Annotated in this window: 18 protein-coding genes; 12 read left to right on the top strand and 6 right to left on the bottom strand. The window is 51.9% G+C overall.

Annotated features, from left to right (window positions below):
* Positions 1 to 137 precede the first annotated feature (137 nt).
* The 4 genes from JT719_RS15920 to JT719_RS15905 form a co-directional block, all read right to left on the bottom strand.
* The gene (locus JT719_RS15920; RefSeq protein WP_207434346.1) at positions 138 to 3,281 is read right to left on the bottom strand and encodes an efflux RND transporter permease subunit; all 3,144 of its coding nucleotides are present in this window, start codon (positions 3,279 to 3,281) and stop codon (positions 138 to 140) included.
* 165 nt (positions 3,282 to 3,446) lie between these two features.
* Positions 3,447 to 4,556: an efflux RND transporter periplasmic adaptor subunit gene (locus JT719_RS15915; RefSeq protein WP_207434345.1), complete on the bottom strand. Its 1,110-nt coding sequence runs from the start codon at positions 4,554 to 4,556 to the stop codon at positions 3,447 to 3,449.
* An 18-nt stretch (positions 4,557 to 4,574) separates the two neighbouring features.
* On the bottom strand, positions 4,575 to 5,885 hold the full coding sequence (locus JT719_RS15910; RefSeq protein ID WP_207434344.1) for a TolC family protein: 1,311 nt from the start codon (positions 5,883 to 5,885) through the stop codon (positions 4,575 to 4,577).
* 578 nt (positions 5,886 to 6,463) lie between these two features.
* Positions 6,464 to 6,802 carry a tetratricopeptide repeat protein gene (locus tag JT719_RS15905; RefSeq protein ID WP_207434343.1) on the bottom strand — a complete coding sequence of 113 codons (339 nt, stop codon included), beginning with the start codon at positions 6,800 to 6,802 and terminating at the stop codon, positions 6,464 to 6,466.
* 62 nt (positions 6,803 to 6,864) lie between these two features.
* Here JT719_RS15905 and JT719_RS15900 point away from each other — a divergent pair, with 62 nt between their 5' ends.
* The 3 genes from JT719_RS15900 to JT719_RS15890 are packed head-to-tail and all read left to right on the top strand — an operon-like array spanning position 6,865 to position 9,201.
* Entirely contained in the window at positions 6,865 to 7,602 is a 738-nt protein-coding gene (locus JT719_RS15900) for an electron transfer flavoprotein subunit beta/FixA family protein (protein WP_207434342.1), read from the top strand.
* Between the two features lie 2 nt (positions 7,603 to 7,604).
* Complete coding sequence (locus tag JT719_RS15895; protein ID WP_207434341.1) at positions 7,605 to 8,579, top strand: electron transfer flavoprotein subunit alpha/FixB family protein; 975 nt, start codon at positions 7,605 to 7,607, stop codon at positions 8,577 to 8,579.
* A gap of 10 nt (positions 8,580 to 8,589) precedes the next feature.
* Positions 8,590 to 9,201 carry a bifunctional nuclease domain-containing protein gene (locus tag JT719_RS15890; protein WP_207434340.1) on the top strand — a complete coding sequence of 204 codons (612 nt, stop codon included), beginning with the start codon at positions 8,590 to 8,592 and terminating at the stop codon, positions 9,199 to 9,201.
* A 378-nt stretch (positions 9,202 to 9,579) separates the two neighbouring features.
* Here JT719_RS15890 and JT719_RS15885 read toward each other — a convergent pair whose 3' ends face one another.
* Both JT719_RS15885 and JT719_RS15880 read right to left on the bottom strand, forming a co-directional pair.
* Positions 9,580 to 10,368 carry an ABC transporter ATP-binding protein gene (locus JT719_RS15885; protein WP_207434339.1) on the bottom strand — a complete coding sequence of 263 codons (789 nt, stop codon included), beginning with the start codon at positions 10,366 to 10,368 and terminating at the stop codon, positions 9,580 to 9,582.
* Between the two features lie 39 nt (positions 10,369 to 10,407).
* Positions 10,408 to 11,136, bottom strand: coding sequence for an MlaE family ABC transporter permease (locus JT719_RS15880; protein ID WP_207434338.1), 729 nt, complete (start codon positions 11,134 to 11,136; stop codon positions 10,408 to 10,410).
* Between the two features lie 108 nt (positions 11,137 to 11,244).
* Here JT719_RS15880 and JT719_RS15875 point away from each other — a divergent pair, with 108 nt between their 5' ends.
* The 9 genes from JT719_RS15875 to JT719_RS15835 form a co-directional block, all read left to right on the top strand.
* Positions 11,245 to 11,952, top strand: a complete 708-nt coding sequence (locus tag JT719_RS15875) for an SDR family NAD(P)-dependent oxidoreductase (protein WP_207434337.1) — start codon at positions 11,245 to 11,247, stop codon at positions 11,950 to 11,952.
* A 12-nt stretch (positions 11,953 to 11,964) separates the two neighbouring features.
* Positions 11,965 to 12,207: a hypothetical protein gene (locus JT719_RS15870; protein ID WP_207434336.1), complete on the top strand. Its 243-nt coding sequence runs from the start codon at positions 11,965 to 11,967 to the stop codon at positions 12,205 to 12,207.
* 196 nt (positions 12,208 to 12,403) lie between these two features.
* Positions 12,404 to 13,117, top strand: coding sequence for an SDR family oxidoreductase (locus JT719_RS15865; protein WP_207434335.1), 714 nt, complete (start codon positions 12,404 to 12,406; stop codon positions 13,115 to 13,117).
* Between the two features lie 9 nt (positions 13,118 to 13,126).
* Entirely contained in the window at positions 13,127 to 14,047 is a 921-nt protein-coding gene (gldA, locus tag JT719_RS15860) for a gliding motility-associated ABC transporter ATP-binding subunit GldA (protein WP_207434334.1), read from the top strand.
* 146 nt (positions 14,048 to 14,193) lie between these two features.
* Positions 14,194 to 14,922 (top strand): gliding motility-associated ABC transporter permease subunit GldF, encoded by a 729-nt coding sequence (gene gldF, locus JT719_RS15855; RefSeq protein ID WP_207434333.1) that lies wholly within the window; start codon positions 14,194 to 14,196, stop codon positions 14,920 to 14,922.
* On the top strand, positions 14,916 to 16,625 hold the full coding sequence (gene gldG / locus JT719_RS15850; RefSeq protein ID WP_207434332.1) for a gliding motility-associated ABC transporter substrate-binding protein GldG: 1,710 nt from the start codon (positions 14,916 to 14,918) through the stop codon (positions 16,623 to 16,625). Before gldF ends, gldG begins: the two co-directional genes overlap by 7 nt.
* Positions 16,615 to 17,031, top strand: a complete 417-nt coding sequence (locus JT719_RS15845) for a GNAT family N-acetyltransferase (RefSeq protein ID WP_207434331.1) — start codon at positions 16,615 to 16,617, stop codon at positions 17,029 to 17,031. The genes gldG and JT719_RS15845 overlap by 11 nt, the downstream gene beginning before the upstream one ends.
* Before the next feature lie 210 nt (positions 17,032 to 17,241).
* On the top strand, positions 17,242 to 19,827 hold the full coding sequence (locus tag JT719_RS15840; protein ID WP_207434330.1) for a cellulase family glycosylhydrolase: 2,586 nt from the start codon (positions 17,242 to 17,244) through the stop codon (positions 19,825 to 19,827).
* A gap of 116 nt (positions 19,828 to 19,943) precedes the next feature.
* Positions 19,944 to 21,514, top strand: a 1,571-nt coding sequence (locus JT719_RS15835; RefSeq protein ID WP_278251879.1) for a glycoside hydrolase family 2 TIM barrel-domain containing protein, incomplete at its 3' end; no start/stop codon positions are given.

Here is a 21,514-nt window from a genome sequence, read left to right as displayed (position 1 = left end):
TTTAAGCTTATTTTCCAGGAAATTACCTTGAAACAGAAAACCCCTAAAATAAAGGAGGCGGCCAAGGGCCGCCTCTTTTGACTCAAGTTTGAACCTACAGTAACACAAAGGGACTGTCAAACCTATCTTAAACTAAGCTAAACGGGCACGGCACCTACGTTGCGGGGCACCCGGGAAATGGTTCGCTTTTTCTTGAGTGTTCTCTTGTACACGCTGTCAAATAGCAGCGGGAAAATCAATAACGTAAGGATAGTGGCGCTGATGAGGCCGCCAATCACCACAATGGCCAGCGGTTTTTGGGTTTCGGAGCCGATGCCGGTGGAAAGCGCTGCGGGCAACAGGCCGATAGCCGCCATCAAAGCAGTCATCACCACGGGACGGGTGCGCTCGGCCACGCCTTCTTTGATGGCTTGGGCCAGGGGCATGTCTTCCTGCAGGTTTTTCTTGAACACCGAGATCAGAATCACTCCGTTCTGGACGCAAATCCCGAAAAGGGCAATGAAACCCACCCCGGCCGATATACTGAAATTGGTGTGGGTAATCAGCAAAGCCAGAATTCCGCCAATTAACGCAAAAGGCACGTTTAAAATCACCAGCGCCGCATCACGGCCGTTGCCAAACAACGCGATCAGAATCAGGAAGATGAGCATCAGACTCACCGGCACCACTTGCATCAGGCGGTCGGTGGCCCTGATCTGGTTTTCAAACTCGCCCTTCCACTCCAGGTGCATGCCTTTGTCCAGCTGCACGGCCCGGTTTACTTTTTCCTGAGCCTCCTTGATGGTGCTACCCAGGTCGCGACCGCGCACCGAGAATTTCACGGCAATGAAGCGGGCGTTGTCTTCGCGGTACACAAAAGCGGGCCCGGTAACAGTGCTGATTTTAGCGATCTCCTTAAGCGAAATATTACCGCCGTGGCTGGTGGGCACCCGCAGGTTCCCCAATTGCTCCTCATTGTTGCGGAACTCCTGCTGGTACCTGATCCGGATGGCAAACTTCCGCTCGCCCTCGTACAGGCTGCTGGCGCCTTTCCCGCCAATGGCCATTTCAATTACCGCCTGGGCATCGGAAGGGGAGACCCCGTAAGAAGCCATCCGCTGCTGGTCCAGCTCCACCCGCATCTCGGGCTGACCAATAAGGCTGATCACGCCCAGGTCATCAATTCCCTCAATCTGGCGGAGTACATTGTACACGCTGTCGCCCAGTACCTCCAGGCGTTGCAGGTTATCCCCGAAGACCTTCACCGCCATGGAGCCTTTCACCCCAGACACGGCTTCCTCTACGTTGTCCATGATGGGCTGCGAGAAATTGAAGCTGATGCCCTGGTAAGAAGCCAGTTTGTTCTGCATCTCCTGGATGAGCTCGTCTTTGGTGATCTTGCGCTGCCAGTCTTCTTTGGGTTTGAGGTCTACGTGCAGCTCAATGTTGAAGAATCCGGTAGGGTCGGTACCATCGTTGGGGCGGCCGGTCTGGGACATGACCTTTTTCACCTCGTCAAAAGAGCCAATGGAGCGGCGAATTTTCTCAGACATCTCCACCGATTGTTGCAGCGTGGTACTCATGGGCATGCTGGCCCGCACGTACACCGCTCCTTCGTTCAGTTGCGGCAGGAACTCAGAGCCCAGGAACCTGAACATATACAGCCCCGCTACCAAGACCACCAGTGCTACGCCCAAACTGGCTTTTTTGTGTTGGTAGGTGAAGGTAAAGCCCCGGTACACGTATTTGTTGATGAAGTTCACAAACGGGTTGTGCTTCTCTCTCACGTTTTTGTTCAGGAGCATGCTGCTGAGCACCGGCACCAGCGTAAGGGTGAAGAACAGCGCCCCCAGCAACGCAAAGCCCAGGGTGTACGCCAACGGCGAGAACATTTTGCCTTCCACTTTCTGAAACGCGAAGATGGGCAGCAGAGCGGTAATGATGATGAGCTTGGAGAAGAAGATAGACTTACCCAGATCCACGGCGGTTTTCTTGATAATACCCCGCTTGGAGAGGGCATTGAACCGGGGCATTCCCAGTTCATGCGCTTTCTTGTCCAGCACCACAAAGAGCCCTTCCACCATTACTACCGCTCCGTCAATGATAATCCCGAAGTCAATAGCCCCCATGGAAAGCAGGTTCGCTGACATGCCCTTGAGGCGCATACACACAAAGGCAAAAAGCAGGGCCAGCGGAATGATAATGGCTACCGTAAGGGTGGTGCGCCAGTCGGCCATGAAGAGGAACACGATCACGGTGACCAGCACAATCCCTTCCAGCAGGTTATGGGTAACGGTTTTGGTGGTGAAGCCAATCAGGTCAGAACGGTCATAGAAGGGCACAATTTTCACGTCCTCGGGTAGTACCTGCTCGTTCAGCTCGGTGATTTTGCTTTTGAGGGCGTCCAGAACTTCGCTGGGGTTCTCGTTTTTGCGCATCACCACAATGCCTTCCACCAGGTTGGTCTGCTCATCGCGGCCCACGTAGCCCAGGTTAGGCAAATGTGATTCTGTCACTGAGGCCACATTTTTGATGAGCACCGGCACACCCTGGCGCTCGGTTACCATCACGTTTTCAATTTCCTCAATGTTGTTGAGCTGCCCAATGCCGCGCACCACGTAGGCCTGCCCGTTTTTCTCTATCACATCGCCGCCCACGTTGAGGTTGCTCTTGGCAATGGCCTCGTACACGTCTGGGGCCGTGATGTTGTATTTCCCAATCAGGCTTGGATCAACGCTTACTTCGTAGGTTTTCACTTCTCCCCCAAAGCTCACCACGTCGGCAATGCCGGGCACGCCTTTCAGCTTTCGGTCAATCACCCAGTCCTGGATGGTTTTGAGTTCGCGCACATCCTTGGTCTGGCTCTGCAGGGTATAGCGGAAGATCTCGCCGGTTGGCCCCGCAGAAGGTTGCATCTCGGCATCTACGCCATCGGGCAGGTTGACACCGGCTAGTTGATTGGCCACCAGTTGGCGGGCATGGAAATCGTCTACCTCGTCTTCAAAGATCATGGTGACCACAGACAACCCGAAGAGGGAAATGGACCGCAGGCTCGTTTTCTTAGGCACTACGTTCATCTCCACTTCAATAGGGATGGTCACAAACTTCTCTACTTCCTCGGCACTGCGACCCGGCCATTGGGTAATAATCTGCACCCGCGTGTTGGTCACATCAGGGAAGGCCTCAATGGGGGTGTGCAGAAAACTGAATACCCCCGCCAGGATGATGCCGGCGGTGATGAAAAACACCAGAAACCGGTTCTTGAGCGAAAAGGCGATAATATTTTTAATAAAAGAACTCATGGTGAATTACTGCTTTTCAGAAGTTAAAAGGGCTTTGCTCCGGAAATCAATGGGATATCCCCGGCGTTTTGGGCCTGCTTTTCCGTTTCTGGTCTGTTTTCAGAATAACCGGCGGAAAACAGCGGGAAGGAAACATCGGCAGGCAAAGCAAAAGAACACCCCATCTTATTTGGCTTTGGAGGCATTGTACACCAGCAGCGGGTACTTGCTCACCACCTGTTCCCCGGGTTTCAGGCCGCTTTGCAGATAGGCCGTCTGGCCTACGGTTTGGTAGATGTTCACCTCGCGCTGCTCCACGTCACAGCGTTTGCGGTACACCATCACGTAGTTTTTGCTTTGGTCAAACACCAGCGCGTGCGCCGGAATGGCCATCAGTTGCCTATCCTCGGGGTACTCAATGGTGATGTTGGCGAACATCTCGGGTTTGAGCGAGAAGTCAGGGTTGTCTAACCGCACGCGAACTTTCATGGTGCGGGTCTCGGGATCCAGCACGTTGAAGATTTTGTCAATCTTGCCGCGGAAGATTTTGTCTGGGTAGCTGAGGGTGGTAACCTGGGCATCATAGCCCACCTTCACCTTGGCAATATCAGATTCAAACACGTTGGCCATGACCCAGATCTCGTTCATGCTGGAAATGGTGAACAGGTTGGTGTCATTGTCTGAGCGGATCTGCATGTCTGCGTTGATGTTTTTCTCCACCACAAACCCCGCCGAGGGGGCTTTGACCACGTACTCAGAACCTTTACTGGTGCTGTAAATGCTGAAGATCTGCTTCATGCGCTGTACTTCGGCCTGGGCAATGCTCTTCTCCCGGCGCGCCGCCAGGAGATCTTTCTCTGAGATGAGGCCTGCCTGAAGCATGTCCTGGGCTACCTCCAGATTCTTCTGGGCTACCTGTAAGGCAGACTGAGCGGCAATGCGCTGTTGCTCAAACTCGGCTATCTCACTGCTCTGAATGATGGCCAGGGTCTGGCCTTTCTGCACGTAATCGCCCAGTTCCACTTTCACAGACTGCACGTGGCCACCCACTAGCGGGAAAATCTGGAACACCTTTTTCTCGTCTAAGGCTATTTTGCCCACCAGTTGCAGTTGGTTGGTGACGGTTTGCAGCCGGGCGGTATCTAGCTTGATAAGCTGGGAGAGGGTGTCTGTGAGGCACAGTTCCTGCGCGGCCAGCGGGGTGTTGTCTACCGGTCTTTTTTCTTCTGAGCAGGCAAAGAACAAGGCGCTGCCCGTGAATAAGGTTAGAAGCGGGATGGTTAAATTCTTTTTCATCTTAGTACCAGGAGAGGGTTAATAGCTTATGACAGGTTTGCCTACAGCGTAATTGATTTCTTCCAGGGCGCGCAGCCGGTTGGTGCTTAGTTCCAGCAACTGGGTCATGCTGTCTGTGTAGGTTTCATAGTAGTCCAGAAACTCAATGAGGCTGATGTTTCGGCGCATGAAGCTGGTGGTGATGCCCTCCAGCAAGCGGTTGAAGTCTTGCCTGAAGCTGGGGTCAAAGGAATTGTAGAACTGCTGGGCTTCCTGGGCTTTGCGGTAGGCCTGCATTACCTGAGTTTCCAGTTCCAACTGCTGCTGCGCCAACAGGTGCTGGCTTTGGTCTACCTGGTGACGGGCCATGCTGATGTTCCCCTGATTGCGGTTCCAGAGCGGCAGCGGTACAGAAACCCCCAGACCGGTATAGTTCCGGATGAAGTTACTCTGGCGGTCATAGTTGGCGCTGAGGGTGAGGTCTGGCACGGCCAGGGCTTTCTGCAACTTCAGGTTAGCTTCCTGCAACTGCACCTGCGTTTGGGCGGCTTTGAGGTCATAACGGTTTTCCTGTGCGGTTTCCAGCAGTTGGGCAAAACTGAGCTGCCCACCGGTTACGGCATTCAGGGTGGCTTCCTCCAGCGTAGGCACCAGAACAGTAGTGGCCGGGGTGTGGGTCAAAAACCTGAGTTCTGACTGCCTTTCCTGTATTTCATTGAGCAAGCTCAGTTGCTGGTTGCCTAATTGGAAGAGGAGGGCTTTCAGGCGGGTGATTTCTTTGAGCGGGATATTGCCTTTGCGGTACTGGCCATCCAGCGCCGTTACCAGCCGCTGCACCGATTGCGTTTTCTCCTGCAGTACCTGATAGCCTTGCTGTTTGTAATACAGCTCCACCATGTTTGCCCGGAGAGTGAACCGCAGCGTGCGCAGCAAATCAAAGTAGGCTTGCTCGGTGAGTTGGCTATTGAGCGTTTCAACCTGCACCCGCTTGTTGCGCTTGCCCGCCAGTTGAAACAATTGCTCCAGCTGTACAAAGGTTTGCCCGTTACGGCTCACGTCAAAGTACCGCCCGTTTGCGTGGTTGTAGATGTTCTGGTCAAGCGTAAGGACAGGATTCTCAAACAACCTGACCTGGAGAATGGCGGCTCTGGATGCTTCAATGGCTGATTTCTGCGCCAGCAAAGGCAGATTCCTTTCCTGGAACAGTTGTTCAGCCTGCCCAAGGGAAAGACGCAGGGTATCACTGGGTGCTGCTAAGGCTGTAGTTGCGGTAGGTGCCTGCCGGGCCTGTGCCGGCTCCAGTGTACAAGCCAGCAGGGCCAGGGCAGTAAGGATAATTGGAATTCGCATGGGTATTCTGAATGGAGAATGCCCAAAGCTAGAAGGTCCTTATTAGAGGGTGATTAGAGCCAGATTAGAAAACGATTAGAGGAGGGGAAAAGGGCTAAATCAAGCTTAAATGTAGGTTTTTTTCCCTTTATAAAATCCACTCACCTTGAAAAAAAATTGCTTCAGGTCCGGAGGGAAACCAGATTTCTCAGGCAACCACAGCCGGGCAATTCTGTATTCTGGCTGTGAGAACGATGCTTGAACTTGCCTCTGCCGAATGACCCACTTGCGTTTTCAACTGCTTTCTGTAAAATCCTGGCAAAACCAGCTAGCAGGATAATCAAGGGCAGGATACACCTTCACTGCTTCATCAATTAACCCAAAGGTGCCTTTTAGAAAGGTAGTGTTGCTGAGGGAGGAAAACAGATGGCCTAAAAAGAAGCTACTGCCCAAAGCTGTTCTGAGGCTCTTTTCTAAAAAGAAGGCCGAAAACCCCTTGGCTGGCCGATGCAGGTGGCAGCGGGAACAAAGGTGGTTTTCGGCCCGGGAAGGGGAAAATTTAATAAAAACGTAAAAATAGTATGCATGCAAACTATTTTTTAATCATCTTCGTAATCTAAACCCATTATCTTGTTGTAAGCTTGCTGCAACTCTGAGAACGCGTGAAGCTGGCCCAGTTGGCGACTGACCTGCATACCCTTCTGGTAGGCCTGCTTTGCAAGTTCCGGTTCCTCTAACTGCAGGTAGAGACTGGCGGCGTGGTAGTAAGTGCCTACATACTCTGGATGTTCGGCAAGCAGTTTTTCGTAGAACCAACGGGCCTTTTCTGGGTCTGTGGGGCGGTATTCCGTGGCTAAAGCGTACAGCGTGAAGGGGTCATTGGGATCCTCTTCATAGAAGGCCAGGAGCTGCGTCAATCTGCTGTTGGTCGTTTCCATTTGATGATTTATTCTTTTAAATTGCCCACAAAATTAACTTAAATCCGCTAACCCTAAGTTAAATGAAGATCTTAGTTTGCATTAGCAACGTTCCGGATACCACCACCAAAATTACGTTTACCCCAGACGGTAAATCGTTTAATACGGCGGGGGTTCAGTTTGTTATTAACCCTTATGATGAATATGCGTTAACCCGTGCCATAGAGTTGAAAGAGGCGTTGGGCGGAACGGTCACCGTACTGAACGTAGGGGAGGCTGATACGGAGCCCAACATCCGGAAGGCATTGGCCATTGGAGCCGATGATGCCATCAGAGTTAATTTGAAGCCCACCGATGCCTTTCTGGTGGCCCAACAGATTGCCCACTACGCCAAAGAGGGCGGATATGACCTTATCCTGATGGGCCGTGAGTCTATTGACTACAACGGTTTCCAAGTACACGGCATGGTAGGAGAGTTGTTAGGCATCCCAACCATCGCACCGGCCATTAAGCTGGATATCAACGGCAACACGGCAGTGGTAGAGCGTGAGATTGAAGGCGGGAAAGAAGTAATTGAAGCTTCTCTGCCGTTGGTGGTAACGGCCCAGCAGCCAATGTCTGAGCCTCGTATCCCAAACATGCGCGGCATCATGACGGCCCGTACCAAGCCTTTGAAAGTAGTGGAGCCAGTAGGCCAAGAAGCTAAAACCAGCGTTCAGAACTATGAACTGCCACCAGCCAAATCCGGCGTGAAGATGATCCCTGCCGAGAATGCCGGTGATTTAATTAAATTATTACGTAACGAAGCTAAAGTTCTATAAGCATGTCAGTATTAGTAGTGATAGAATGCGCGAACGGCGAAGTGAAAAAGTCTTCTCTGGAAGCAGCTTCGTACGGGAGCCAAGTAGCAGCCGCTCTGGGCACCACGGCTACTGCCGTTGCCATTGGTGACGTTCAATCCGATGCCCTTTCTGGTTTAGGTGCCCAAGGCATCACCAGAGTTTTGTTAGACAATGACACCCGTTTGCACAATTTTGTGCCTGGCGCTTACGTGAAAGTGATTTCCAAAGCCGCTGAGCAGGAAAACTCCAGCGTAATTGTGCTTTCCAACTCCAACATTGGGGCGGCCATTGGGTCACGCTTAGCCGTGAAATTGGGAGCCAGCCTGGCCACCAACGTAGTTTCCCTGCCACAGATCAACGGCTCTACCTTCACCGTTCGCCGTGGCGTGTTCTCCGGGAAAGCGTTTTCTGACGTAGAATTAAGCTCCGATAAAAAAATAATTGCGGTTAAAAAGAACGCCGTTGAGATTGAAACAAACGCCGGTGCCACTGCCACGGTAGAGAATTTCTCCGCTGATTTAGCTGATGCCGACTTTGCCACCGCGCCTAAAGAAACCATTAAGCAATCTGGCGATATCTTACTGACAGAGGCCGACTTAGTTGTTTCTGGCGGAAGAGGCTTGAAAGGGCCTGAAAACTGGCATTTGATTGAAGACCTGGCCAAAGCGCTAGGAGCGGCCACGGCCTGTTCCAAGCCGGTGGCAGACGTGGGTTGGAGACCTCACCACGAGCACGTTGGACAAACTGGTATCACTGTAAGCCCTAATTTGTATATTGCCGTCGGAATCTCTGGGGCTATACAACATTTAGCAGGGGTTAACTCTTCTAAAGTAATTGTCGTTATCAATAAAGACCCAGAGGCCCCCTTCTTCAAAGCCGCCGATTACGGTATTGTAGGGGATGCTACAGAGGTTGTACCTAAATTGATAGAAGCCGCAAAAGCTTTAGACAAATAGAAGAGAAACTGTGAAGAAAATTGAGCTAGAGATTCTTGGTTTGTCCTCAAGCCAGTCGCAATCTGGATCGTTCGCCCTGGTGTTGGGTGAGAAGGAAGGCAGCCGCCGCTTGCCCATCATCATCGGCATGTTTGAGGCGCAATCCATTGCCATCCAGATTGAGAAGATTAACCCTACACGCCCGCTCACCCATGACTTGTTCAAGTCATTTGCCCAGCAAATGAATGTGCGCGTGCAGGAGATTATGATTTCGGATTTAAAAGAGGGAGTTTTCTTCTCCAAAATTGTCTGCACAGACGGGGAGAAGGAATTTGAACTGGATGCCCGCCCGTCTGATGCCATCGCCATTGGTTTACGGTTTGGGGTTCCTATTTACACGGTTGAATCTGTCTTGTCTGAAGCCGGTATCATTCTGAGTGATATGGAGGATGAAGATGAAGAAACAGGAGAAATCCCAACCTCTTCTTCTTCCGCCAGTTCCAGCGTTCCGGCCACTACCGGCAAAAGCAACATTTCAGATGTCTCTACCGAGGAACTGAACACCATGCTGAACGATGCCCTGGAGAAGGAAGACTACGAACGTGCCGCTAAAATCCGCGACGAATTGAACAAACGGAGCTAAGTTTTTCTAAGCATACAGAAAGCAAAGTCTTGGGCCCACACCCAAGACTTTTTCTTTTTCTGTTTGGTTATACTTCACCTCTAGACTGCCTGTTTTTAGGCTTGTTTCGCCATTTTGTTCAAATTGTAAATGCCTTCCATTTTCTTTTATCAGAAATAAATGCCTGATTCAAGCCCTCAATTGATAGATGCTACTTCTGCCTTTATGAGTACTGAGATCATAGATTTCATCCTGGTTTAACAAGAAATCAACAAAAAAGGCGGCCTGATTTCGGGCCGCCTTTTTTGTTCATGTTGGATGAATACTGAGATGCTTAAGGCCCTGGATTGTTTTTGGGCTGATTTTCAGAAAAAGCCCTCTAAACAGAATAAGGAAAGGTTAGAGCTTTTCTTCCCGGCTTTGTTCATCTTCAATCTGCTCCATTCGCTTCGCATCGCGCATGAGGCGGTTAGAGAAGATGAAGTCATTGAGTTCTTTCACCTGGGTGTCCATAATGGTGCTGCTATGGCCTTCCCAGAGCTTTTTCCCTTTATACAGGAACATTACATTGTCGCCGTACTCCAGAACGGAGTTCATGTCGTGGGTTACAACAATGGTGGTGATGTTGTATTCCAAGGTGATTTCCTTGATCAACTCATCAATGGTAATGGCGGTTAAGGGATCCAGGCCGGAGTTAGGTTCATCGCAGAAAAGGTAAGTACAGTTGGGGGCTATGGCCCGGGCAATACCAACCCGCTTTTTCATCCCGCCACTCAGTTCAGAAGGCATCTTCCGGCCGGCATTTTCCAGACCTACCCGCTTCAAACAGAAGTCTACCCTGTCCCGGCGTTCATTCTTAGTCATATCGGTGAGCATCCGCAAGGGGAATTCCACGTTTTCGCTTACGGTCATGGAGTCAAAAAGCGCGCTTCCCTGGAACAGCATCCCTATTTTCCGGCGGATTTCCTGTTTAATGTCTAGTTTGTTGTTGGCAAAAATGCGTCCATCGTAGGTAATGCTGCCAATGTCTGGTTTCACCAGCCCTACAATGCACTTAAGCAACACGCTTTTACCTGTACCGCTGGCTCCCAAGAGCATGTTCATCTTGCCAGACTCAAAGACGCCACTGATGCCGCTCAGTACTTTGACTCCGTTAAAGCTTTTATGTATGTTATGAATTTCAATCATAATGATTCAAACTAAGGTTTGCTGCCTTGCTTTGTAAGCTTACAGCAATATTTGAGCGCACAGGTAATCTGCAATCAAGATGGCAATCACGCTGTTGGTAACGGCCTTGGTACTGGCTCTACCTACTTCCAAGGCGCCGCCCTCGGTGAAGTAGCCCTGGTAAGAAGAGATAGAGGAAACCAGGAACGCGAAAACAATAGATTTGATCAGCGCAAACGTAATGTTATACGGTATGAAATCGGACCGAAGCCCGGTCACATATTCCTGCCCAGACAAAGCCCCGGACAAAGTACCTGCCAGATAGCCGCCCAAGATGGAAAGGAACATGGAAATGATCACCAGCATGGGAAATACAAGAAGAGAGGCGATGATTTTAGGCGTCACCAGGTAAGACGAGGGGTTAAGGCCCATTACCTCCAGGGCGTCTACCTGCTCGGTGATTCGCATGGTTCCCAATCCGCCGGCGATGTTTGACCCCACTTTACCGGCCAGCACAATGGAAGTAATAGTAGGAGCCAACTCCAGGATAGTCATTTCCCGTACCATAAACCCGATGGTTGATCTTGGGATAAGGGCATTGGTGAGGTTATAGGCAATCTGTACGCACGTAACCGCACCAATGAAAGACGACACCACGGCCACAATAAAAATAGAATCAATACCTATCAGGATGGCTTCATCTATAGTTCTTTGGGAGAGGATTTTAGGCGATTCCCCTCGCTTTACAAGGCTGGATAGAAAGAGTAAAAAAGAACCAAAGGTTTTCATGTATTTGGAAAAAGGAGGTCAAAGCGGTAAACCGCAATCAGGCGTAAGTAAGCCGTACTTATTTTCAAATGCCTATATTACGTTGAAAAAAGAAAAAACATCATTGCCATGCAAAAATATATAGTGGTAACAGGCGGAACCAAAGGCATTGGACGAGCCATTATAGACCGTTTTGCCGCCGAGGGATTCCATATCATCACCTGTGCCCGGAACGAACAAGAGCTGCATAAACTGAAACTGGACATTGAGCAGAATTTTACTTTCTCCAAGGTGTTTTACCTGGCCACCGATGTAAGCCAGGAAGGCGAGGTGCGGCGTTTTCTGGATTACATCCACTCCCTTAATATAAAGGTAGACGTGCTGGTGAACAATGCCGGTTTCTTCATCCCCGGCATGATCCATCAGGAAAGCGACACCGTGCTGCGCGAGATGATCAACACCAACCTGTACAGCGCCTATGATCTCACCAAGGGCTTGGTAGGCGACATGATCCAACGCCGCGATGGGCATATCTTCACCATCTGCTCCACGGCCAGCATCACCGCCTATACCAACGGTGGCTCTTATTGCATAGCCAAACACGCTTTATACGGCATGACCAGGGTACTGCGCGAGGAGCTGAAGGAGCACAACATACGGGTTACGGCGGTGCTTCCCGGAGCCACCTACACCGCCAGCTGGGAAGGCGTGGATTTACCCAAAGAGCGCTTCATGAAACCCGAGGACGTGGCAAACGCCATCTGGGGAGCCCACAGCGTTTCAAAACAAACCGTGATTGAAGAATTGTTGCTTCGGCCCCAGCTAGGAGACATTTAGGGCAAAGCTGCCATGAGGCTTCTGTTTATCTTTCTGTTCGGGCTTTTTCTGGCAGGATCTGCCTTGGTAGGATATTTCTTTTTTGAGAGATGCGCTCTGCCTTATAATTCAGAAGGAAGGTATTTTGATGGAACGGTGGTGTACCACCGGCAGTCAGTAGAAGTGCTGGGGCTGGGTTTTGCCGGTTGCGGGTTGGTTACTGCCTTGCTTTTCAGGCGCCTGAGGTTATCAGCCAAAAGCAACAAGCTTACGTAAACTAGAACTTCGTTTCAGGTTTGTTTTTCTAAAAAGAGGAGAAAAACAAAAGAAGAGTAAAATTGTACTTAGGTGAGTGCGTTATTTTTACTGAATTTTTAATTTTTATCGTTTAGCACGTACTGTAAACGTTACCTATGGCCGTTAATTGGAAACTGCCAACTGTTCACTAATTTTGAGTTAAATAAAACCTAATATGGAATTAGAAGGAAAAGTAGTGGTCATTACCGGCGCCAGCAGCGGAATTGGATTAGCCACCGCTCGGCTTTTGTTAGAGCATGGTGCAACAGTAGTGAGTTGGAGCCGCACAAGACCAAAGATTTCTCATCCGGATTTTTACTTTTTTGAGTGCGATGTTCGCCATGATCATTCTGTATGGGCCGCCTATGAGCAAACCGAGGAGCGTCTGCGCCAGAACATATCGGTGTTAATCAACAACGCGGGTATTGGCATTCAGGGTGCGTTGGATTCCATGAGCCCTAAAGACTGGCTTACCATGATGGACACCAACGTGAACGGTATTTTCTACTGCACCCGTTTGGTACTGCCCGGCATGAAGCGCATGCGGGAAGGCCACATCATCAATATTTCTTCCATTGCCGGTTTAATGGGCTCCGAGAACCTGACCGGGTACTGTGCTTCTAAATTTGCCGTGCGCGGTTTATCTGAAGCCTTGTACAAAGAAGTGCGCAACTACGGAGTAAAGGTAACCTGCATCTATCCTGGCTCTACTGACACGCATTTCTTTGACAATTTTGAAGGCGCTACCTCCACAGAGTACATGATGAAGCCAGAGGATATTGCCTCAACCATTTTGCACTCGTTGCAGGCGCCGCTCAATTACCACCAAGTAAACATTGAGGTCCGGCCGTTGATGCCCAAAGGACCCATTCCAGCTAAAAAAGCCTAACCCATCTGCATGGGAATTGAAATAAAAGAACTTACCAAACTTTACGGTCCGCAAGCCGCCGTTGATCACGTCTCGTTCACGGTGGGTACCGGCGAAATTGTAGGTTTTCTGGGTCCTAACGGAGCCGGAAAATCTACCACCATGAAAATAGCCACCTGTTACCTGCCGCCCAGCAGCGGAACGGTACTGGTGAACGGCCATGATGTGCTGGAAGAACCCAAAGAGGTCCGCCGGCAGGTGGGCTACCTGCCAGAACACAACCCGCTGTATCTGGATATGTACGTGCGCGAGTACCTGCATTTTGTGGGGAAACTGCATGGTTTAAGCAGCAGCCAGGTAAAGGCCCGTACCGAGGAGATGATCACGCTGTGCGGTCTCACCCGCGAAAAGCACAAGAAGATTGGCGCGTTGTCTAAAGGCTACCGCCAGCGGGTAGGTTTGGCGCAGGCTCTCATCCATGATCCGGCGGTATTGATTCTGGATGAACCCACCACCGGTCTGGACCCGAACCAGATTGTAGAAATCCGCCAGTTGATCAAGGAAGTAGGGCAGGCCAAGACCGTGCTTTTCTCCACGCACATCATGCAGGAGGTAAGCGCCCTTTGTGACCGCGTGCTCATCATTAACCAGGGAAAACTGGTAGCCGATAGTCCGGTGGCTGACCTCAGGAACATGGGCCGCAAAGAAACCAGAATCCTGGCCGAGTTTGAGGCTGAGGTGAATCCTGAGCCATTGCTTGCCCTGCCAGGTGTGGAGCGGGTGGAACCCGCTGGGCCACTCAAATACCGAGTGATTGCAACCCCAAAAACAGATCTTCGCTCGGCTATCTTCCGGTTGGCAGGGGAGAAAGGCTGGCCTCTGGTAGGGCTTCAGCAGGAAGAAAACTCGCTGGAGAAACTGTTTCAGGATTTAACCAAGGCCGGAAAGTAAAAACTGTTTCAGGCCTGTTTTCCTGAAATCAGGCCCAAAATCTAGAACTATACAACTAGGCAGAGAACCTGGGGGCGCATCATGAACGCCTCTAAAACTTAAGAAAAGTCTTGATGCTAGGGTCTAATATCTAGTGTCTAACCAATATGTTCGCGATCCTTTCAAAAGAATTCAATTCATATCTCAACTCGCTCATTGGCTACATCGTCATTGGCGTGTTTCTGGTAGCCACGGGCCTGTTCATGTGGGTTTTCCCCGATAGCAGCGTGCTGGATTACGGCTACGCCGATTTACAAAGTGTCTTTGCACTGGCTCCCTGGTTATTCTTGTTTCTGATTCCGGCCATTACCATGCGTACCTTTGCCGAGGAGCGTAAGGGCGGCACCATGGAGCTGTTGCTGACCAAACCCGTTTCAGATACCCAACTGCTGTTGGGCAAGTACTTCGCCTGTTTGCTGCTGGCCTTGTTTGCGTTGCTGCCGTCTTTGCTGTACTACGTGAGCGTGTACCAACTGGGGGACCCGGTAGGCAACATTGACTCAGCGGCCGTGGCTGGTTCTTACCTGGGGCTGGTGTTTCTGGCAGCGGTGTTCGTGGCCATGGGCATCTTTGCTTCGTCACTCACAGAGAACCAGATTGTGGCTTTCATTCTGGCGGTGTTTCTGTGTTATCTGGTCTATACGGGTTTTGATCTCCTGGCCTCTATTGATGCCTGGGGTACTTTCTCTTATTACATCGCCCAATTAGGGATTTCTTATCACTACAGCTCCATTAGTAAGGGATTGATTGACTCCCGCGATGTGCTGTACTTCCTGAGTGTCATTACCATTATGCTGTTAGGAACTAAACTGGTATTGGAGAGCAGAAAATGGTAGAGCAAACAAACACCCAAACGCCTAAGCCCGTGGTGGAGAGCCGCCGTCGGCACGACTGGACTTTCTTCCTGGTGGCGGTAGGCCTTTTATTGGTCCTGAATTTCGTGGCCAACCGCTACTTTTTCCGCATAGATTTAACCGAGGACAAACGCTACACCATTTCTGACCAAACCAAGAATCTGCTCTCTGGTCTGCAGGAGCCGGTGCAGGTGACCGTTTATCTGGAGGGGGAGTTTCCCGCTGGTTTCCGTCGGCTACAGAACAGCACCCGGGAAATGCTAGAGGAGTTCAGGCTGTACTCAGATGGAAGAGTGCAGTACCAGTTTGTAGACCCGAGCGCCAACACTAACGAACAAGCCCGAAACCAGTTTTACGCACAGTTAGCCCAAAAAGGCTTACAACCAACCAACCTGTTTGCGCAGGAAGGAGACAAAAAGGTAGAGAAAATTGTGTTCCCCGGAGCACTTATCTCCGCTGGAAACAAAGAAACAGCCGCTACCTTATTAAGGGGGAGCCAGGCTTCTCCCCCGGAAGAGCGACTGAACCAATCTATTGAAGGTCTTGAGTACGAACTGGCTTCGTCTATCCGGAAAGTGGCTTCAACCAGTTCCGGCAGAATCGGGGTTTTGCAGGGGCACGGGGAATTATGGTTGCCACAGGCCGCCGATTTCCTGGGAACTTTGTCTGAGTACTACACCGTGAACCGAGTGGATCTGTCCCAGGTGCCTAACCTGAACAACTTCAACCTGGTGGTGCTCATGAAACCCACCAAACCCTTCTCTGAACTGGACAAGTACAAAATGGACCAGTTCCTGATGCGGGGCGGGAAATTGATGTTCATGGTAGATGGGGTGAGGGCCGCCTTAGACAGCATTGGCGAGCAGGGCTTCCTTGCCTTCCCTTATGACCTGAACCTCCAGGACATGCTGTTCCGCTACGGCGTGCGCGTGAACCCAGACCTGGTGCAGGACCTGAATGCCAGCTTCATCCCGATGGTGACCGGCTACATGGGTAATCAGCCGCAGACCCAGCTGGTGCCTTGGCGCTATTATCCGCTTATCACCAATTTCAGCAAACTGCCGCTCACCAGAAACCTGGATGCGGTACAAACCCGCTTTGTCAGTTCCTTGGATACGGTGAAAGCCGTGGGCATCAGGAAATCGCCTTTGCTTTGGACCTCCCAGTATTCCCGCAAGCGCGAGTCGCCGGTCTCCATTTCCCTGAATGATCCGCGCATTGACCGTGATCCGAGTTTGTTTAAAGAGAACGCTATTCCCATTGGGTACTTGCTGGAAGGTAAATTTCAGTCTGTCTTCAGGAACCGGCCGGTGCCGGAAGGGGCTACTATTCCTTTCCAGGCGGAAGGAAAACCCTCGCAGATTGTGGTGTTCTCAGACGGTGATTTAGGGGCAAACGATGTGGACCCTCGTTCGGGACGTCCGCTGGAGTTGGGTTTTGACCGCTATACCCGCGCCCGCTTCGCGAACAAGGAACTCCTGAAAAACGTAGCCGATTACCTGCTGGATGAGAAGGGGCTGATTGAACTGCGCGGAAAAGAGATCAAGTTGCGCCCACTTGATAAAGCCAAACTGCGCGATGAACGCACCAAGTGGCAGGCCATCAACTTGGGCATTCCGTTGGTGCTGTTGTTGGCCTTCGGAGCGGTAAAGTTCTGGCTACGCAAACGCAAGTATGCCCGTTAGTTTAGAGATCAGGGAAATATCCGCTCCCCAAACCTGGCCTTTACGGCACCAGGTCATGTGGCCGCATAAACCAATCAGCTTCGTTCAACTACCCGAAGACGAAGGCGGCCTACACTTCGGGGCCTTCCTGGACCAGGAGCTGGTTTCGGTGGTTTCTTTGTTTATCCAGGGAGACCAGGCGCAGTTTAGGAAATTTGCCACGTTACAGCAGTATCAGGGACAAGGCATAGGCCGGCAGCTTTTAGGGCATGTCCTGTCGTATGCCTCTTCCCAGAACCTTTCTAGAGTTTGGTGCCACGCAAGATCCTCTGCCTGTTCTTTTTACCAGAAGATGGGAATGGAAGCGGAAGGAGAGCCATTCATAAAAAACGGGTTAGAATACGTTAGAATGGTGAAGAGCCTTTAGGTTCTGAGTGAACCAGGAGAACTTCACTGGTTAAGGGATACTGTTTAGGAAGTACCTGGCCTTTAAGAGGAAAAAACAAGGTGAGAAGCCCAAATTGGTTTTAAGGCTATTTTGGGCAAAAGAGTCTAAAAACACCACAACAAGGATCTTCTAAAAAAGGCCTTATCATACAAGATCTGCCTACTTAGGTAGGCTTCAATTTAGCTTCACATGAGAAAAAGAGTACTCCTTTACTTTTCTGCCGGTTTGTTGGGATTGCAATTAGGAAATTCTGAGCCCCTTTTTGCGCAGAAGACAAAGGGCAACCAAGACCTGAACCTGGTGTACGTTGACGCAAAAGGCATCCTGCGCTGGAAGAAGAACAATCAGGAGGCTGCCTTTTTCGGGGTCAACTACACGGTACCCTTCGCGTATGGTTACCGTTCTGTGAAGGCGAGAGGCGTGGATCCGGAGAAAGCCATTGACCAGGATGTGTACCATTTCGCCCGCCTGGGGTTTGACGCGTTCCGGGTGCACGTGTGGGACACAGAAATCGCTGATACGCTGGGTAACCTGATCCAGAATGAGCAACTGCGCCTCTTTGACTACCTGGTATACAAACTGAAGGAGCGGAACATCAAGGTGATGCTGACGCCCATCGCATTCTGGGGGAATGGCTATCCCGAGAAAGATGAGGAGACGCCCGGTTTTTCCCGGCTGTACGGCAAGCAGAAGGCCTTAGTCAATGAGCACGCCTTCAAGGCGCAGGAAAATTACCTGAGACAACTCCTGCAGCACGTAAACCCCTACACCAAGCAAACATACGGGGCTGACCCTAACATCATTGGGGCCGAAATCAATAACGAGCCGCAACATTCAGGCCCTAAAGCCCGAACCACCGAGTACGTGAACCGGATGGCCGCTGCCATACGCAACACCGGTTGGACCAAGCCTATTTTCTACAACATCAGCGAGTCGCCCCGGTACGCCAATGCCGTGGCGAAAGGACAGGTAGACGGGTTCAGCTTCCAGTGGTACCCTACCGGGCTGGTGGCCAACCGTACCCTGCAGGGGAACTACCTTCCGCACGTAGACCGCTACCATATTCCGTTTGATACCATCCCGGAGTTCAAGAACAAAGCCTTAATGGTGTATGAGTTTGATGCCGGCGATGTGTTGGGTTCTTACATGTATCCGGCCATGGCCAAGAGTTTCCGGGGAGCGGGTTTCCAGTGGGCTACCCAGTTCGCCTATGATCCCCTGGCTACCGCTTACGGCAACACCGAATACCAGACCCACTACCTGAACCTGGCGTACACCCCTTCCAAAGCCATCAGCATGCTGATCGCCTCCAAGGCGTTCCACCAGCTGCCGCTTCGGAAGAACTACGGGACGTACCCGGCAGACAGCGTTTTCAGTGTGTTTCGGGTAAGTTACAAGGAATCGCTGAGCGAGATGAATACTCCGCAGGAGTTTTACTACTCCAACAGCACGCCCACCAAACCCGTGAATAGCGGCAAACTGACCAAAATTGCGGGCGTAGGCAGTTCACCGGTGGTGCAGTACACCGGAACGGGCGCTTACTTCCTGGACAAGCTGGAGAACGGGGTGTGGCGCCTGGAAGTGATGCCCGATGCCATTCACATCCGGGACCCCTTCGCCAAGGCCTCGCCCAACAAAGAAGTGACCCGCATTCAATGGGCACCCCAATCCGTGCAGATCAAGCTGGCTGAATTAGGGGAAAGCTATTTCATCAAAGGGGTGAATGACGGCAATACCTTCAATGCTACCGCCAAGGGAGGTGCTTTCCAGGTTCAACCCGGAACGTACCTGCTTACCAAGAAGCAAAAAAGCTCCTGGACCGGTGATAAGACGTTTGGAACCATGCAGGTGAAGGAGTTTGTGGCCCCGCAGGCATATGACTCTAAGCCTTACGTGAGCCATCAGCCCCTGAAGGAAGTCTCGGCCGGAAAGACATTCCCTCTTCAGGCGCAAGTAGTGGGCATCTCCCCTGAAGCGAAGGTGACCCTGCAGATCAATAATTTGTCTGGGGTGTACAAAACCATTGGCATGGAAAGGGTAGGTGGGTACACGTACCGCGCGGTGGTTCCAGTGGATCTGACTACGCCTGGTTTGCTGAATTACCGGATCATGGTGCAGGAAGGAGAGTCCCATTACACTTACCCGGGTGGACACGAAGGCAATCCCTGGGCTTGGGACTATTACCAGAACGACACCTGGCAGACGTTTGTGGCCTCTGAGAACGGAAAGTTAGAGCTGTTCAACCCCACGCATGATCGTACGCCGTTTATCTTCCCTAACCTCTGGAAAAGCGACGAGCGTGAATTGAAAACCACGGGTGAGGCTGGCCAGTTAGCCCTAAAGCTGACCAGCAAAGAGCTGCCGGTAGAGCGTACCATGGGTTTCCAGCAGTACATAGGAGATAAGCTGAAAGGGAGAGAAGCAGAACTGGAAACCTTCAAAAAGCTGGTGATCAGAATCAGAACGGCTACTCCTTCCCCCGCCAAATTAAGGGTAGCGTTGATCTCCGCAAATGCAACCTCTTTCGCTTCACCCATAACAGCAGAGGCCAATTACCAGAACATTGAAATTCCGCTGAATAGCCTTAAAGCAGACGAGTTTATGTTGCTTCCTAGACCTTACCCCGGCTTTCACCCATTCTGGTTCAAGGCTTCTCCAGCAGGTGGCTTCTCTTTGTCACAAGTAGAAAAGCTGGAGGTTTCTTTAGCACCAGATCAGGCTGCGTCAAACCAAGCCCACAGCTTTGAGGTAGAGGCAGTTTGGTTAGAGAAATAGGTAGCTTTTCTCCCATTTTATTTCAGCTGCCCTAAAAAACGGTACTGATGCGAGGCGAGGGAAATGTTGAAAGAGCAGGATTCAGTATTCGTAAATTTTGTGTTCACATATAGTCTATGATCAAGAGGATATTAATTGCCTTGCTCCTCCTTTTTTCCACCCTGTCCTGGGCACAGGTGCGGGTGGTGACGGAGCTGGGGGAGGGCTGGCGTTTCCGGAAGGGGAAGCATGACCAGGCCTACCGCACGGACTTCAACGACAAGGGCTGGGAGAAGGTGACGGTTCCGCACGACTGGGCCATCTACGGCCCTTTTGACAAAGAAATTGACAAGCAGGTGGTCGCCATTGAGCAGAACGGCGAGAAGGTACCCTCAGAAAAAACCGGCCGGACGGGCGCTTTGCCCTACATCGGGGAGGCGTGGTACCGCCACGAGTTCACGCTGCCCCACTACCGGAAGGGGCAGAGGGTGCTGCTCGTGTTCGAGGGCGCCATGAGCGAGCCCAGGGTCTTCCTGAACGGGCAGAAGGTGGGGGAGTGGGCGTACGGCTACAGCTACTTCCACTTCGACATCACCGACAAGGTACAGGAAGGGAAGAAAAACACGCTGGCCGTGCAGCTGAGCAACCGGGGGGAGTCCTCGCGCTGGTACCCGGGGGCCGGTCTGTACCGCAAGGTGCAGGTGATCGTGAAGAACCCCGAGAGCATCGAGCAGTGGGGCACCTTCGTGACCACCCCCTTCATCTCCAGGGACCTGGCCAAGGTGAACGTGAAGACCAAAGTGTCGGGCGGCAACCTGCGCCTGGTCACCCAGATCCGGGACGCCCAGGGCAACACCGTGGCCACCGACAGCACCGCGAAGGTATTCGGGCAGGAGTTCGAGCAGAACATCGCGGTCACGAACCCCCAGCTCTGGAGCCCCGAGACGCCTTACCTCTACACCGCCGTGACGAGGCTCTACGCGGGCAACGTGCTGAGGGACGAAGTGTCCACCCGCTTCGGCATCCGGGAGATCAGCTACAGACCCAACGTGGGCTTCAGCCTGAACGACAAGGTGCGCAAGTTCAAGGGCGTGTGCCTGCACCATGACCTAGGGCCCCTGGGCGCGGCGGTGAACAAGGCCGCCCTGCGCCGGCAGCTGCAGATTCTGAAGGACATGGGCTGCGACGCCATCCGGAGCTCGCACAACATGCCCTCCCTGGAGCAGCTGGAACTAGCCGACGAGATGGGCTTCATGTTCCTGGCCGAGAGCTTCGATGAGTGGGCCAAGCCGAAGGTGAAGAACGGCTACAACCGCTTTTTTGAGGAATATGCTGAGAAGGACATCGTGAACCTGGTGCGGGCCACCCGCAACCATCCGTCCATCGTGATGTGGAGCTCCGGCAACGAGGTGCCCGACCAGTGGGGCGCCGAGGGCGTGAAGCGCGCCAAGTGGCTGCAGGAGATCTTCCACCGCGAGGACCCTACCCGCCCGGTGACCGTGGGCATGGACCAGGTGAAGGCGACGATGGCCTCGGGTTTCGGGGCCCTGCTGGACATCCCGGGCCTGAACTACCGCGTGCACCTCTACGAGGAGGCCTATCAGTCCTTCCCGCAGGGCTTCATCCTGGGCTCGGAGACCGCCTCCACCGTGAGCTCCCGCGGCATCTACAAGTTCCCCGTGGAGAAGGCCATTGAGAAGCAGTACCC

Origin of the sequence: Sabulibacter ruber (assembly GCF_017355955.1) — a bacterium.
Classification (GTDB): domain Bacteria; phylum Bacteroidota; class Bacteroidia; order Cytophagales; family Hymenobacteraceae; genus Nibribacter; species Nibribacter ruber_A.
The sequence above is the reverse complement of the archived record's forward strand: the minus strand, read 5'-3'. Positions and strand labels throughout refer to the sequence as shown.